The organism is Ramlibacter sp. (assembly GCF_035554825.1).
Lineage (GTDB): Bacteria > Pseudomonadota > Gammaproteobacteria > Burkholderiales > Burkholderiaceae_C > Ramlibacter.
On record NZ_DATMHS010000012.1, the window covers coordinates 1 to 13,462 of the forward strand.

The 13,462-nt window shown below is 71.9% G+C and carries 13 protein-coding genes; 5 read left to right on the forward strand and 8 right to left on the reverse strand.

Translation table 11 applies throughout. The features are described 5' to 3' along the window. Together VNT59_RS00965 and VNT59_RS00970 are read right to left on the reverse strand one after the other, a co-directional pair. Positions 1–829, reverse strand: an 829-nt coding sequence (locus VNT59_RS00965; protein ID WP_325495723.1) for a sugar ABC transporter permease, incomplete at its 3' end; no start/stop codon positions are given. A 6-nt stretch (positions 830–835) separates the two neighbouring features. After that, positions 836–2,248 carry a sugar ABC transporter substrate-binding protein gene (locus VNT59_RS00970; RefSeq protein ID WP_325495725.1) on the reverse strand — a complete coding sequence of 471 codons (1,413 nt, stop codon included), beginning with the start codon at positions 2,246–2,248 and terminating at the stop codon, positions 836–838. Positions 2,249–2,485: 237 nt separating this feature from the next. On the opposite strand from VNT59_RS00970, the gene VNT59_RS00975 reads away from it, so the two are divergent. Beyond that, complete coding sequence (locus VNT59_RS00975; protein ID WP_325495727.1) at positions 2,486–3,526, forward strand: LacI family DNA-binding transcriptional regulator; 1,041 nt, start codon at positions 2,486–2,488, stop codon at positions 3,524–3,526. 5 nt (positions 3,527–3,531) lie between these two features. Here the strand turns inward: VNT59_RS00975 and VNT59_RS00980 are convergent, their stop codons facing one another. Beyond that, positions 3,532–4,314, reverse strand: coding sequence for a class I SAM-dependent methyltransferase (locus VNT59_RS00980; protein WP_325495728.1), 783 nt, complete (start codon positions 4,312–4,314; stop codon positions 3,532–3,534). 124 nt (positions 4,315–4,438) lie between these two features. Between VNT59_RS00980 and VNT59_RS00985 the strand changes: the two genes are divergently transcribed. The 4 genes from VNT59_RS00985 to VNT59_RS01000 all read left to right on the forward strand — a co-directional run bounded on the left by VNT59_RS00985 (position 4,439) and on the right by VNT59_RS01000 (position 8,538). Further along, positions 4,439–5,074 carry a class I SAM-dependent methyltransferase gene (locus VNT59_RS00985; protein ID WP_325495730.1) on the forward strand — a complete coding sequence of 212 codons (636 nt, stop codon included), beginning with the start codon at positions 4,439–4,441 and terminating at the stop codon, positions 5,072–5,074. Between the two features lie 114 nt (positions 5,075–5,188). Next, on the forward strand, positions 5,189–6,328 hold the full coding sequence (locus VNT59_RS00990; RefSeq protein WP_325495732.1) for a DNA topoisomerase IB: 1,140 nt from the start codon (positions 5,189–5,191) through the stop codon (positions 6,326–6,328). Positions 6,329–6,433: 105 nt separating this feature from the next. Continuing rightward, entirely contained in the window at positions 6,434–8,038 is a 1,605-nt protein-coding gene (locus tag VNT59_RS00995; RefSeq protein ID WP_325495734.1) for a hypothetical protein, read from the forward strand. Further along, positions 8,035–8,538, forward strand: a complete 504-nt coding sequence (locus VNT59_RS01000; protein WP_325495736.1) for a tetratricopeptide repeat protein — start codon at positions 8,035–8,037, stop codon at positions 8,536–8,538. Before VNT59_RS00995 ends, VNT59_RS01000 begins: the two co-directional genes overlap by 4 nt. Before the next feature lie 19 nt (positions 8,539–8,557). Here the strand turns inward: VNT59_RS01000 and VNT59_RS01005 are convergent, their stop codons facing one another. The 5 genes from VNT59_RS01005 to pstB form a co-directional block, all read right to left on the reverse strand. Beyond that, a complete protein-coding gene (locus tag VNT59_RS01005) occupies positions 8,558–9,538 on the reverse strand; it encodes a tripartite tricarboxylate transporter substrate binding protein (protein WP_325495738.1) in 981 nt (326 codons plus the stop codon). Between the two features lie 389 nt (positions 9,539–9,927). Beyond that, a complete protein-coding gene (gene phoR / locus VNT59_RS01010; protein WP_325495740.1) occupies positions 9,928–11,250 on the reverse strand; it encodes a phosphate regulon sensor histidine kinase PhoR in 1,323 nt (440 codons plus the stop codon). 6 nt (positions 11,251–11,256) lie between these two features. Further along, complete coding sequence (gene phoB, locus VNT59_RS01015) at positions 11,257–11,994, reverse strand: phosphate regulon transcriptional regulator PhoB (protein ID WP_325495741.1); 738 nt, start codon at positions 11,992–11,994, stop codon at positions 11,257–11,259. Next, a complete protein-coding gene (phoU, locus tag VNT59_RS01020; RefSeq protein WP_325495743.1) occupies positions 11,991–12,695 on the reverse strand; it encodes a phosphate signaling complex protein PhoU in 705 nt (234 codons plus the stop codon). Before phoU ends, phoB begins: the two co-directional genes overlap by 4 nt. Positions 12,696–12,710: 15 nt before the next feature. Then, a partial coding sequence (gene pstB, locus VNT59_RS01025) for a phosphate ABC transporter ATP-binding protein PstB (protein WP_325495745.1) occupies positions 12,711–13,462 on the reverse strand: 752 nt, incomplete at its 5' end.

The following is a 13,462-nucleotide window of genomic DNA, read 5'->3' on the forward strand; positions in this document are numbered from 1 at the left end:
TGAACGAGGTGCGGTACGCGTACAGGTTGAGGATCTCGGTGGCCGAGCCGGGGCCGCCGCCGGTGGCCGCGAACAGCGCCGCGAACGCCGACAGCGCCGTGACGGTGCGCATGATCACCACCATCATGATGGCCGGCCGCACCAGCGGCAGCGTGATGAAGCGCAGGCGCTGCCAGGCGCTGGCGCGGTCCAGGCGCGCCGCCTCGTACACGTCGGGCGGCAGCGTCGCCAGCGTCGCCAGCAGCACCAGGAACGCGAACGGCGTCCACTGCCAGGTGTGGATCGCGATCACCGAGATCAGCGCCAGCTGCGGGTCGCCCAACCAGTTGTGGGAGCCCAGGCCGAGCGCGCGCGTGACCAGGTCGACCAGCCCGAACTCGGGCGAGAGCACCAGCGTGCGCCAGAACAGGCCCACCACCACCGGCGCCAGCACGATCGGCAGGATCGCCGCGACGCGCAGCGCGCCCTGCCCCTTGGGGATCTGCAGCACCAGCAGCGCCAGCGACAGTCCGATCAGCACCTGCAGCGCCACGGTGGACACGGTGTACACCAGGGTGAGCCACAGCGAGTTCCAGAAGCGCGGATCGCTGCCCATCTTGGCGTAGTTCTCGAGCCCGGCGAACCCCGACAGCCAGGGCATGCCCAGGTCGATCCGGTTGAGGCTGTTCCATCCGAGATAGAACAGCGGCGCCGTGGTGGTGATCAGCAGCACCAGCAGCGCCGGCGCCAGCAGGGCCAGCGCGAAGCGCCGCTCCTGGCGCGCGAGGGTGTCGAGCGCCGGCGCGGCGCCGCCGCCGGCGGCCGGCATGGATGCTGCGGGAACTGCCACGCCGCCTCAGCTCTTGAGGATCTGCTGGATGCGGGCCTGCGCCTCGTCCAGCGCCTCCTTGGGCTTCTTCTGGCCGACCAGGGCGCCCTGGATCGCGGTCGCCATGGTCTCGCCCACCGCCGGCCACTGGGGCACGCGCGGGCGCCATTCGACGTCGGTGTCCTGCTCCAGCGATTCGAGCGCGGCCGGGATGAAGTTGAAACCGGCGTTGCCCATCACCTTGGCGAACTCCGGCGATTTCCACGACGACAGGCGGTTGACGCCGGAACGCTTGGCCGGTCCGGCGAACTTCCAGGAGGTTCGGGCCTGCGTCTCGGCCGACGTGGCCCAGGTGATGAACAGCCAGGTGGCCTTCTTCTGCTTGTCGGTCAGCGCCGCGTTGATCGGGAAGCCCCAGTTCCAGATCGAGGTGACGCGCTTGCCGCCCGGCCCCTTGGGCCAGCGGGCGAAGCCGATCTTGCCGATCACCTTGGACTTCTCCGGGTTGTTCAACACGGCGGCCGACGAATGGGCGTCGATGTACGTGGCCACCGTGCCCTGCGAGAACGCGTCGGCGATGTCCGGCCAGTTCCAGTTGCGCACGGCGGGCGGCGCGTACTGGGTCAGCGCGTTCACGTACCACTCCAGCGCCTTCACCGCCTCGGGCGAGTTGACGACGATGTCCTTGCCCTTGAACCAGCTGCCGCCGAAGCCGCGGAACAGCGACGGGTAGATGTACATGTTCTGCCCGGCGCCCGAGAAGCCGCGCAGCGCCAGCCCGTGCATGCGGTTGGCCGGGTCGTTCAGCGCCTTGGCATTGGCCAGCAGCTGGTCGTAGGTCTCGGCCGGCTTCAGGCCCTTGGCGTCGTAGAGGTCCTTGCGATAGACCTGCACCGTGACTTCGCCGTCGTACGGAATGCCGTATGGCTTGCCGTCCACCGAGTCGGCGTCGCGCCACGCCTTCAGGATGTCCTCGTACTGGTACCAGGCCGGATCGGTGAGCGTCTTGTCGTTGAGGTACTTGTCCAGCGGCTCGACCCACTTGTTGGCGACGTACAGCGGGTAGTACATCGGATCGGCCGCGTGCGTCGCGTAGGTGGTCGTCTTCGACGACAGGTCGAGCATCGCCTTCTGCCGGATCTGGCCCGGCGGCACCTTCTCCATGCGCACCTTGATCCCGGTGAGCGCCTCGAACTGCGGCAGCAGCGCGCCCAGGTTGTCGAAATAGCTGGCCGGGATCACCGCCACCGAGATCGCTTCGCCCTCGACCTGCTTCCAGTTGATCTTGGCGCTGCGGTACGGCCCGAGGTCGTCGGCCTGCGCGTGCGCGCTCGTCAGCAGGTGCGGCGCGGCGGCCGCGAGCAGTCCGACCGAGGCGGCCTGCTGCAGCGCGCGGCGGCGCTGCGGTTGGGTCGGGGTGGGCGCGATGCGTTCTTTCATGGGCTTGTCTCCTGGTGTTGTTCGCACGCTGGCTGGACCGGCAGGCGGGTGCCCGAGCCGGCACGGGAAAAAGCAGCGCCGCCCGGTCTCGGCCGCGGTCCGCGCGCCATCGATGTATTCGATTACATGCATTGTGCCGGCCGGGGCGGGCTTGCTCCAGCCCCCGCGCGTCAGGGATTTCCCTGGCGAGGCCAGCCTAAAATGAAATCGATTGCAAATGGGATAAGCTCATTGGTGATGCCCGCGCCGCCGCCCGCCACCCGCACCCGCACCGCCGCCAAGGACGTCGCCCTGCTGGCCGGCGTGTCGACGGCCACGGTCTCGCGCGCGCTCAACACCCCGGAGCACGTCGATCCGGCGACGCTGCAGCGCGTGCGCGAGGCCATGGCCAAGTTGCGCTACGTGCCGCACGGGGTCGCCCGCTCGCTGCGCAGCCAGCGCAGCCGGATGATCGGCGCCATCGTGCCTTCGTTCGACTACGCGCTGTATGCGCGCACCACCAGCGCCCTGCAGCAGTTGCTCAGCGCGCACGGCTATGCCGTGGTGCTGGCCGAGCACGACTACGACCTGGGCCAGGAACTGCAGGTCACGCGCCACCTGATCGAGCACGGCGTCGACGCCTTCGTGTTCGTGGGCGTCGAGCACGACCCGCGCCTGTACGCGCTGCTGGAGGACTATGGCCGCCCGTTCGTGCTGACCTGGGGCGTGGATGCGGCGCGGCGCTGGCCCTGCATCGGCTTCGACAACCGGGCGGCGGGCTACCAGATGGCGCGCCACCTGCTCCAGCTGGGCCACCGGCGCTTCGGCATGATCAGCGCCCCGACCGAAGGCAACGACCGCGGCCGCGAGCGCGGGCTGGGCATCCGGGCCGCGCTGACCGAAGCCGGTCTGAGCCTGCCCGATTCCCAGGTGCAGTACGCGCGGATCACGCTCGCCGCCGCGCAGGAGGCGATGGAGCGGCTGCTCGCGCTGCCGCAGCCGCCGACGGCGGTGCTCGCCACCAACGACGTGCTCGCGGTCGGGGCCATGATGGCCTGCCGCGCGGCCGGCGTGCGCGTGCCGCAAGACGTCTCGATCACCGGTGTCGACAACACCGACCTCGGCGCGACGCAGACGCCGGGTCTCACCAGCGTGCGCACGCCGATCGTCGAGATCGGCCGCGCCGCGGCCGAGCAGCTGATCGCCAGGCTGGACGGGCGCGAGTTCGTCGCCAACCAGTCGCTGCCGTTCGATCTGGTGTTCCGCGGCAGCACCGCCGCGCCGCGCGCGCGCGTCTGACCGGATCAGCCGCCGCTGCGCCGGCAGTGGAAGGCCAGCGTGCGGTAGGGAAAGCGCACCGTGTCCTGGCCGCGCAGCTGGGGGTGGGTCGCCACCAGGCGCTCCAGCGCGGCGCGCACGCGGTCGCGCTCGGCCTCGGGCTGCGCGGCAATGAAGCTCACGCTCATGAAGCGGTCGATGATCACCTGCTGCGGCGGGCCCACGTGCTCGTAAGGGAAGGCCGATTCCACCAGCGCCGAGAACGCCGGGTGCGGGAACGGCCGGCGCCAGTCGCCCTTGTGGAAGCGCGGCGCGTCGCCCTCGTAGGGCGTGATCAGCCGCGTGATCCGCGCCACCCAGTCGACCGACTCGTCGCGCACGTTCCACACCAGGCCGAGGGCGCCGCCGGGCCGCAGCGCCCGCGCGAATTCGTCCAGCACCGCCGCCTGCGCGAACCAGTGGAAGGCCTGCGCGCAGACGATCGCATCGAGCGCCGCATCGGCCACCGGCAGCGCCTGGGCCGGCGCGTCGCGGACCTCGACACCGGGCAGGCGCGCGGCCTCGTCCCGCATCGCCGCCACCGGCTCGATCGCCAGCGCCTGCGCGCCGGTGGCGATCAGCAGCCGGGTGAACTTGCCGGTGCCGGCGCCGACGTCGGCCACCCGCCGCCCGGGCCCGAGCCCCAGCGCGCCGGTCAGCCAGCCGGCCAGCGCCGGCGGGTAGTCCGGCCGGCCCCGGCCATAGGTCCGCGCTTCGCGCGTGAAGCCGTCGCGGGCGGCGCTGTGGACGAGGGCGGTGGCATCGGGCATGCCCCGATCATCGGCGCGCGGCCGCACCGGCACAAGGGCGCCGACCCGACCCGGCCTGGCCGGCCGCCCTGCCCCGCCCGGGGCGCGCCTGGGCCAGAATCCCCGCTCACCCGGAGCAAGCAACATGGCCGATTCGAACCCGACCGCATTCACCGACGCCGCCCAGACCTGGAACCGCCGCTTCGAGGCCGACGGCTACCTGTTCGGCACCGAGCCCAATGCCTGGCTGCGCGAGCACGCCGGCCTGCTGCGGCGCGGGCAGCGCGTGCTCTCGGTGGCCGACGGCGAAGGCCGCAACAGCGTCTGGCTGGCGCAGCAGGGACTGGCCGTCGACGCGTTCGACGTGTCGAGCGTGGGCGTGGCCAAGGCGCGGCAGCTCGCCACCGAGCGCGGCGTGGCCGTGAACTTCGCCATCAGCGACGTCGACGGCTACCCGTGGCCGGAGAACGCCTACGACGGCGTCGTGGCGATCTTCGTGCAGTTCGCCGACCCGGCGCTGCGCGAGCGCCTGTTCGCGCGCATCCGGCGCTGCCTGCGGCCCGGGGGCGTGCTGCTGCTGCAGGGCTACACGCCCAAGCAGCTCGAATACAAGACCGGCGGCCCGCCGTACGCGTCGCACCTGTACACCCCCGAGCTGCTGCGCGACGCCTTCGCCGGCATGGAGCTGCTCGAGATGCGCGAGTACGAGGCGGTGATCCAGGAAGGCAGCGGCCACCACGGCCGCTCGGCGCTGATCGGCCTGGCGGCGCGGCGGCGCTGAGCCGCCTGCGGCGATTGGCGGACGGCGCCGCCGCGCGCGGTCCTACAGCGCCGGCGCCGCCGGCCGTCCAGAATGGCTCAGCCCCGCGCCCCGCGCGCGGGTGCCACAGCCACCATGGTCGATCCCAGCACAGTCGCCGAATCCGCCGGACTGGTCTACGTCTGCGACGAGGCCCGCGGGATCCGGCGCGAGCGCGACGGCGACGGCTTCGCGTACCTGCGCGCCGACGGCCGGCCGGTGCGCGACGAAGCGACGCTGGAGCGCATCCGCCGGCTGGCGATCCCGCCGGCATGGACCGAGGTGTGGATCTGCGCCCGCGCCAACGGCCACCTGCAGGCCACCGGGCGCGACGCGCGCGGCCGCAAGCAGTACCGCTACCACCCGCAGTTCCGCGAGCTGAGCGAGGCCACGAAGTACGAGCACATGCTGGAGTTCGCCTGCGCCCTGCCGGCGATCCGGGCCCGGGTGGCCGAGCACATGGCGCTGCGCGGGCTGCCGCGCGAGAAGGTGCTGGCCACGGTGGTGCACCTGCTGGAGACGACGCTGATCCGCGTCGGCAACGACGACTACGCGCGGCAGAACCAGAGCTACGGCCTGACCACGCTGCGCAATCCGCACGTGCAGGTGGAGGGCTCGGCGCTGCGCTTCCAGTTCAAGGGCAAGAGCGGCAAGACCTGGCGGCTGCAGCTTCGCGATCGCCGCGTCGCGAAGATCGTGAAGGCCTGCCAGGAGCTGCCGGGCCAGGACCTGTTCCAGTACCTCGACGACGCCGGCGAGCAGCGCACGGTGACCTCGGCCGACGTCAACGCCTACCTGCGCGAGATCACCGGCCGGGACGTCACCGCCAAGGACTTCCGGACCTGGGCCGGCACCGTGCTGGCCGCCCTCGCGTTGCAGGAATGCCGGACCGCCGAGACCAAGGCCGCATTGCAGCAGAACGTGAAGGCGGCGATCGAACGCGTCGCCGCCCGGCTCGGCAACACGCCGACGATCTGCCGCAAGTGCTACGTGCATCCCGAGATCCTGGCCTCGTACGCCGAGGGCGCGCTGTCGCTGGACGTCGGCCCGCCGCCCGCCGGCGGCGGGCCGGACGGCGCGGCGGGCCTCAAGCCGGAGGAAACCGCGGTGCTGGCGCTGCTGCAAGCCCGGCTGGGCCGCACCTTGACCGACCAGCTCGAGGACAGCCTGGCGGCGGCGCGCCGGCAACGCCGCAAGCGCAGCAGCGGCGAGCGCGCCGCCGCCGGAGCGGGCTGAGCCGCGGGCGCCATCCCGCATTCGCGGTACACGCGCCGCGTTGACCGAGCCGTGGCGCCAGGCGCCTAATCGCGCTCCGCCCGACCACGGCTCCAGGAGGCCACCATGCGTGCATCCCTCGTTCGCCATGCCATCGCGCTCGCCGCTGCCGCCGTTGCCGCCACGGCGCTGGCCCACGGCGACGGCAGTCCCGGCAAGCTGGGCTCGGTCCACTTCCAGGTCGGCTGCAACGCCGCCGCCCAGCGCGAGATCGACCTGGCCATGGCCTACTACCACTCGTTCGCGATGGAGCAGGTCAAGGCGCCGCTGGAGCGGGCGCTGCAGGCCGACAGCGGCTGCGGCATGGCCCACTGGGTGCGGGCGCTGGCCTCGCTCGACAATCCCTTCGGCTGGCCGGGCAACGTCTCGGCCAAGACCCTGGCCGAAGGGGCCGAGCTGATGGCGCAGGCGCGCCGGACCGGGCTTCAGAGCGAGCGCGAACGCGACTACGTGGATGCGCTGGACGTGTTCTTCCGCGATGCCGACAAGCTGAACCACGCGACCCGCGCCAAGGCGCTCGAGGCCGCGCTGCGGGCGGTGGCAACCAGGCACGCCGACGACACCGAGGCCACCATCCTGCACAGCCTGGTGCTCTCGGCCACCTTCGACCCCGCCGACAAGCAGTACCGCAACCAGCTGCAGGCGGCGTCCCAGCTCGAGCCGGTGTTCAAGCGGCAGCCCGACCATCCGGGCGTGGCCCACTACCTGATCCACAGCTACGACTATCCGCCGCTGGCGGCCAAGGGGCTGTCGGCGGCCCAGCGCTACAGCAAGATCGCGCCGGCCGCCGCCCATGCCCAGCACATGCCCTCGCACATCTTCACCCGGGTGGGCGCGTGGCAGGACTCGGTCGAGGCGAACACCGCCTCGGCCAGGGCCGACAGCGCAACCGGCTGGAACACCCTGCACGCCTACGACTATCTGGTCTACGCCCACCTGCAGATGGGCCAGGACCAGGCCGCCCGCAAGGTCGACGCCAGCGCCAAGGCGCTCGCCGGCACGCCGGACCACCCTGCCGCGGCCTATGCCTACGCCGCGATCCCGGCCCGGCTGGTCCTCGAGCGCGGCGACTGGGCCGCGGCGGCGAAGCTGCCCTTGTCGCCCGCGGCCGGGAGCTACCCCTGGGCCAAGTACCCGCACGCCGAGGCGAGCAACGCCTACGCCCGGGCCCTGGGCGCCGCCGCCACCAAGGATGCCGAGGCGGTGGCGGCCGAACTGGCGCGCCTGCAGGCGTTGCGCGACCGCGCCGGCGAACTCAAGCTGGGCTACTGGGTGGAGCAGATCGGCATCCAGATGGACGTGGTGCGCGGGCTGGCCGCCGCCAAGCGTGGCGACAGCGATGGCCTGGCCGCGCTGCGCCGGGCGGCCGAGCGCGAGGATGCGAGCGAGAAGAACGCCGTCACCCCGGGGCCGCTGCTGCCGGCGCGCGAGGTGCTGGCGGGCATGCTGCTGGAGGCCGGCCAGGCCGGCGACGCGCTGCGCGAGTTCGAGGCCGTGCTGGGCAAGGAACCCAACCGGCTGCGCGCGATGGCTGGCGCCGCGCTGGCCGCCGAGCGCGGCGGCGAGGCCGCCAAGGCGCGCGGCTACAACGACCGGATCGCGCGGCAGACTGCCCAGGCGGACACCGGGATCCAGGGCCTGCAACTGGCGCGGCTGTCGGTGACGCGATGAAGCCGCTGCGGTCCGCGCTGGCGGCGCTGCTGCTGGCGGCGGCGGCCGCCGCCGCCGGCGCGGTGGAAAGCGATCCCCTGCCGGTGCCGGCGGACGATGCCGCGGCGCGCGCGGTGCGCCTCTACAACGAAGGCGTGGCGCTGCTGGTGGCGCGCGACTTCGCCGGCGCGCAGGGCCGTTTCGAAGCGGCCCTGGCGGCGCAGGAGACGCTCGCCGAGGCCCACAACAACCTGGCCTACGCGCTGCGGATGCAGGGCCGCCACAACTTCGCCGCCTCGCTCGCCCACTACGACCGGGCGATCGCGCTGAAGCCGCAGCTGGCCCAGGCCTACATGTACCGCGGCGTGCTGTTCGTCCAGCAGGGCGACGCCGAGCGCGCCCGGCGCGACCTGGAGCGGCTGCGCACGCTGGACGCGCGCCTGGCCGCGCAGCTCCAGGCGGTCCTCGACGGCGCGGCGACGGGCGCCGAACGCGGCGGCATCGCCGCGCAGTACGAGTGAGCCGCCGGCGCGGCGCCGCTCACTCCCTGGGCGCGCCCGAATCGCGGACGATGCCTTCGTAGCGCTTCAGCTCGGACGCCGCGAACTTGGCGAACTCCTGCTGCGGGCCGCCCATCACGAACGCTCCCATGTCGGTCAGGCGCTGCTGGATCTCGGGCATCTTCAGGATCTTGTTGACCTCGACGTTGAGGCGCTGCACCACGTCGGCCGGCGCATTGGCCGGCAGCATGAGGCCGTACCAGGCCGAGGCCACCATCGGCGTGCCGGCCTCGGTGAAGGTCGGCACGTTGGGCAGCGCCGCCAGCCGCTTGTTCGACGCGACGGCGATCGGCCGCAGCAGGTTGCCGCGGATGCTGCCGAGCGAACCGGTGTCGATCATCATGTCGATGTGGCCCGCGATCAGGTCCTGCGCGGCCGGGCCGCTGCCCTTGTACGGCACGTGGCGGATGTCGATCCTGGCGGCGGTCTTGAACTGCGCGCCCGCCAGGTGCTGGGAGCCGCCGATCCCGGCCGAGCCGTAGGTGTACTTGTCGGGCGCCTGCTTCGCGGCCGCGACGATGTCCTTGAGCGAATGCCAGGGCGACTTGGTCGGCACCACCATCAGGTTGGGGATCTCGCACAGCGAGACCACCGGCGTGAAGTCCAGCGCCGGGTCGAAGCCGGGCTTGGAATACAGATAGGGCGCCGCCGCGTTGGTGGAACTGGTCGCCAGCAGGATGGTGTAGCCGTCCGCCTTCTCCTTCACGAACGCCTGGGTGCCGATCACGCCGCCGGCGCCGGCCTTGTTCTCGACCACGACCGGCGTGGCCAGCGCCTGCGACAGCGGCTGCGACAGCATGCGGGCGACCTGGTCGGTGGCGCCGCCGGGCGGCCACGGCACCACGATCCGGATCGGTCGGTCGGGATAGCCGGCCAGCGCCGATCCGGCCGCGAGGCCGAGCGCGCCGAACGCCAGCAGTGCGCGGCGCGACAGCGTGAAGCGGAAGCCTTGGTCATTCATTGGTGGGAGCCTTTCTGCTGTGGGTGATGGATCGGTGGGCGCACGGCGCCGCACGGCCGCGGGGCGCGGGCGGGCATCGGGAGGCAGGAGGAGCAAGTGCGAGCGCGGCGGGCTGCCAAGGGGAGGAGCGGGCGCGGGCGGCATGAACTGCGATGGGGCCGGCTGCCGCGCACCTGCGGCGGGTGCTCGGTCGACCGAGCGCCGATCTTACTGCAGGGCTGGGCGGCCGCCGCCCGCACCGCGCGGCGCCACGGCAGCGGCGCGCGGGGCCGCGCCGGGGGCGACACTGCCTCCCGCCGCCGGCACGACCCCCGTGCAGGTTCGATGGCTGTTTCTCAGTCGGCCCGCGCCGACACCCTGCGCAGGCGGCGGGCGCCGGGCTGGGGCGATCATTCCGCCGCTTCGGCCTGGACCCGCACCCGCCGCGCCGGCAGCCGGATCGCAAAGGTGGAACCGGCGCCGGGCCGGCTGTCGATCCGCAGCTCGCCACCGTGGCGCTGCACCACGTGCTTGACGATGGCCAGGCCCAGCCCGGTGCCGCCGGTCTCGCGCGAGCGGCTGCGGTCGACGCGATAGAAGCGCTCGGTCAGTCGCGGCAGGTGCTCGGCGGCGATGCCGGGCCCGGTGTCGCGCACGGCGAATTCGACGCCGCCGTCCGGCAGCGCCCGCGTCTGCACCTCGACACTGCCGCCGCCGGGCGTGTAGCGCACCGCATTGCTGACCAGGTTGGACAGCGCGCTGAGGAGTTCGGACGCGATGCCACCGACCAGCAAGGGGGGCGCCGGCCCGAAGCGCAGGTCCAGCGTCTTGTCCAGCGCCGCCGCCAGCGCGCGCGCCTCCTGCTCGCATTGCGCCAGCAGCTGCGGCGCCGGCGTCCACTCGGCGGCGGCCGGCAGCGGGCTGCCCTCCAGGCGGGACAGCGTGAGCAGATCGCTCACCAGGGTCTGCATGCGCTGGGCCTGCTGGGCCATCAGCTGGAGGTAGCGGGCCTGCTCGTCCCGCGACAGCTCCAGGTGCTGCAAGGTCTCGACGAAACCGCCGAGCACCGTCAGCGGCGTGCGGATCTCGTGCGACACATTGGCCACGAAATCGCGCCGCATGACCTCGGCCTGCTCCACCGCGGTCACGTCGCGCGCCAGCAGCAGCAGGCGCCCTTCACCGTACGGGTGCAGCCGCACCGCGAGCTTGAGCGGCCGCGCCGCGCTGCTGCCGGGCGCGGCGATGACGACGTCCTGGGCGAAATTGCGGCCGTGGTAATAGGCGCTGAAGTCGGGTTCCCGAACGAGGTGGACGATGTGCTGCTGCAGGTCCCGCTGCGGGTCGAAGCCGAACTGCGCGGCCGCGGTGTCGTTGAACCATTCGATCGCCCCGCCCGCGTCCAGCAACACCACGCCGTTGGGCGAGCGCTGGATGGCCGACAGGAAGTCCTGCAGCCGGGCGCGCGCTTCGGCCAGCTGCGCCTCGCGCAGCGCCAGCAGCCGGCGCGCGCGCTGCGCCGCCTCGCCCCAGAGACCACCCGCACGCGGCACCGCCCGCAGGTCGCCGCTGCGCAGCCAGCGCAGGACGCGGGCGCTGCGCTGGGTTTCGAAGATGAACCAGGCCGTCGCACCGGCCGCCACCCCCGCCGCCGCGCCGCGGTCATGCCCCAGCCACCAGCCGGCCAGCCCGCCTGCGGCCAGGCACAGGAGGAACGCGAACAGGCGCGCCGCCATCGCCGCTCAGCCGGCTCGCGCTCGGACAGCGGCCTTGGCGGCGCCAGCCGGCTCGGGCTGCCCGGTGATCCGGTAGCCGACGCCGCGCACGGTCTCGATCAGGGCGCCAGCCACCGGGCCGAGCGCCTCGCGCAGGCGCTTGACGTGCACGTCGACCGTCCGTTCCTCGATGAACACATGGTCGCCCCACACCTTGTCGAGCAGCTGCTGGCGGCTGTGCACGCGCTCCGGGTGCTTCATCAGGTACTGCAGCAGCTTGAACTCGGTCGGTCCGAGCTTGACGGGGCGCTGACCCCAGCTCACGCGATGGGTGGCGCCGTCGAGCGCGAGTTCGCCGATGGCTACCGCATCCTCCGCCCGCTCGGGCGCGCGCCGCCGCAGCACGGCGCGGATGCGTGCCAGCAGTTCCTGGGTGGAAAAGGGCTTGGTGATGTAATCGTCGGCGCCGGCGTCGAGCCCGGCCACCTTGTCGGGCTCGTCGCCCTTGGCGGTGAGCATCAGGATCGGCACCGTCTTCGTGCGGGGCTCGCTGCGCCAGCGCCGCGCCAGCGCGAGCCCGTTCTGGCCGGGCAGCATCCAGTCCAGCAGGATGGCGTCGGGCAGCGCGGCGTCGATCGCGCGTTGCGCCGCGCCGCCGTCGGCCGCCAGCACCGGCGCCATGCCGTGGTGCCGCAGATTCACGGCGATGAGCTCGGCGATCGCCGGCTCGTCCTCCACCACTAGGACGCGCGGCTCGCGTTTCATCGCACGGCCGACTCGATCTGCTCCATCGAGGTGTGGCGCACGTCCGCGCCCTTGACCACGTAGATGATGAATTCCGCGATGTTCTTGGCATGGTCCCCGATGCGCTCGATCGCCTTGGCGACGAACAGCAGGTCGAGGCTGCTGGAGATGGTGCGCGGGTCCTCCATCATGTAGGTGATCAGCTTGCGCACGAAGCCGTTGAACTCCTGGTCCAGCAGGTCGTCGCCCTTCATGATGGCCACCGCCGCGTTGGTATCCAGCCGGGCGAAGGCGTCGAGTGCCTTGCGCAGCTGGCCGGAGGCGAGGTCGGCGGCCACCGACAGCTCGGAGGCCGGCAGCGCGCGCATCGCGCCGGTCTTGCCGATGATCGACTGGACCATGCGCGCGATCCGCTCGGCCTCGTCGCCGACCCGCTCGAGGTTGGCGGTGGTCTTGGAAATCGCCATCAGCAAGCGCAGGTCGCGCGCGGTCGGCTGGCGCCGCGCGATCACCGAGGACAGCTCGCGGTCGATGTCGAGCTCCATCCGATTGACGCGGGCCTCGGTCTCCACGACCTGGCGCGCCGCTTCGTCGTTGAAATGGGCCAGCGCGTGAATCGCCTGGCGGATCTGCGACTCCACCAGGCCGCCCATTTCCATGACGCGCGAGGACAGCGAATTGAGCTCGCTGTCGAACTGGGTGGAAAGATGCTTGTCTGCCATGTGCCTGCTCCCTGCTCAGCCGAAACGTCCGGTGATGTAGTCTTCCGTCTCCTGGCGGCGCGGTTTGAAGAAGATCTGCTCGGTCTCGCCCACTTCGATCAGGTTCCCCAGGTACATATAGGCGGTGTAGTCGGAAACACGGGCCGCCTGCTGCATGTTGTGGGTGACGATCACCACCGTGTAGTCCTGCTTGAGCTCGACGATCAGTTCCTCGATCTTGCCGGTGGAGATCGGATCCAGCGCCGAACACGGCTCGTCCAGCAGCAGCACCTCCGGCTTGATCGCGATGCCGCGCGCAATGCACAGCCGCTGCTGCTGGCCCCCGGACAGGCCGGCGCCGCTCTGCTGGAGCTTGTCCTTGACCTCGTCCCACAGCGCCGCCTTGCGCAGCGCCCATTCGACCCGGTCGTCCATGTCCGCGCCGTTCAACGACTCAAACAGGCGCACGCCGAAGGCGATGTTGTCGTAGATCGACATCGGAAACGGCGTCGGCTTCTGGAACACCATGCCGATGCGGGCGCGAATCAGCGCCACGTCCTGCTTCGAGGTCAGCAGGTTCTCGCCGTCCAGTGCGATCTCGCCTTCGGCCCGCTGGTCGGGGTAGAGCTCGTACATGCGGTTGAAGGTGCGCAGCAGGGTCGACTTGCCGCAGCCCGACGGGCCGATGAAGGCGGTCACCTTCTTCTCGGCGATGTCGAGGTTGATGTCGCGCAGCGCGTGGAACTTCCCGTAGTAGAAGTTGAGGTCGCGCACGGCGAGCTTGGCGG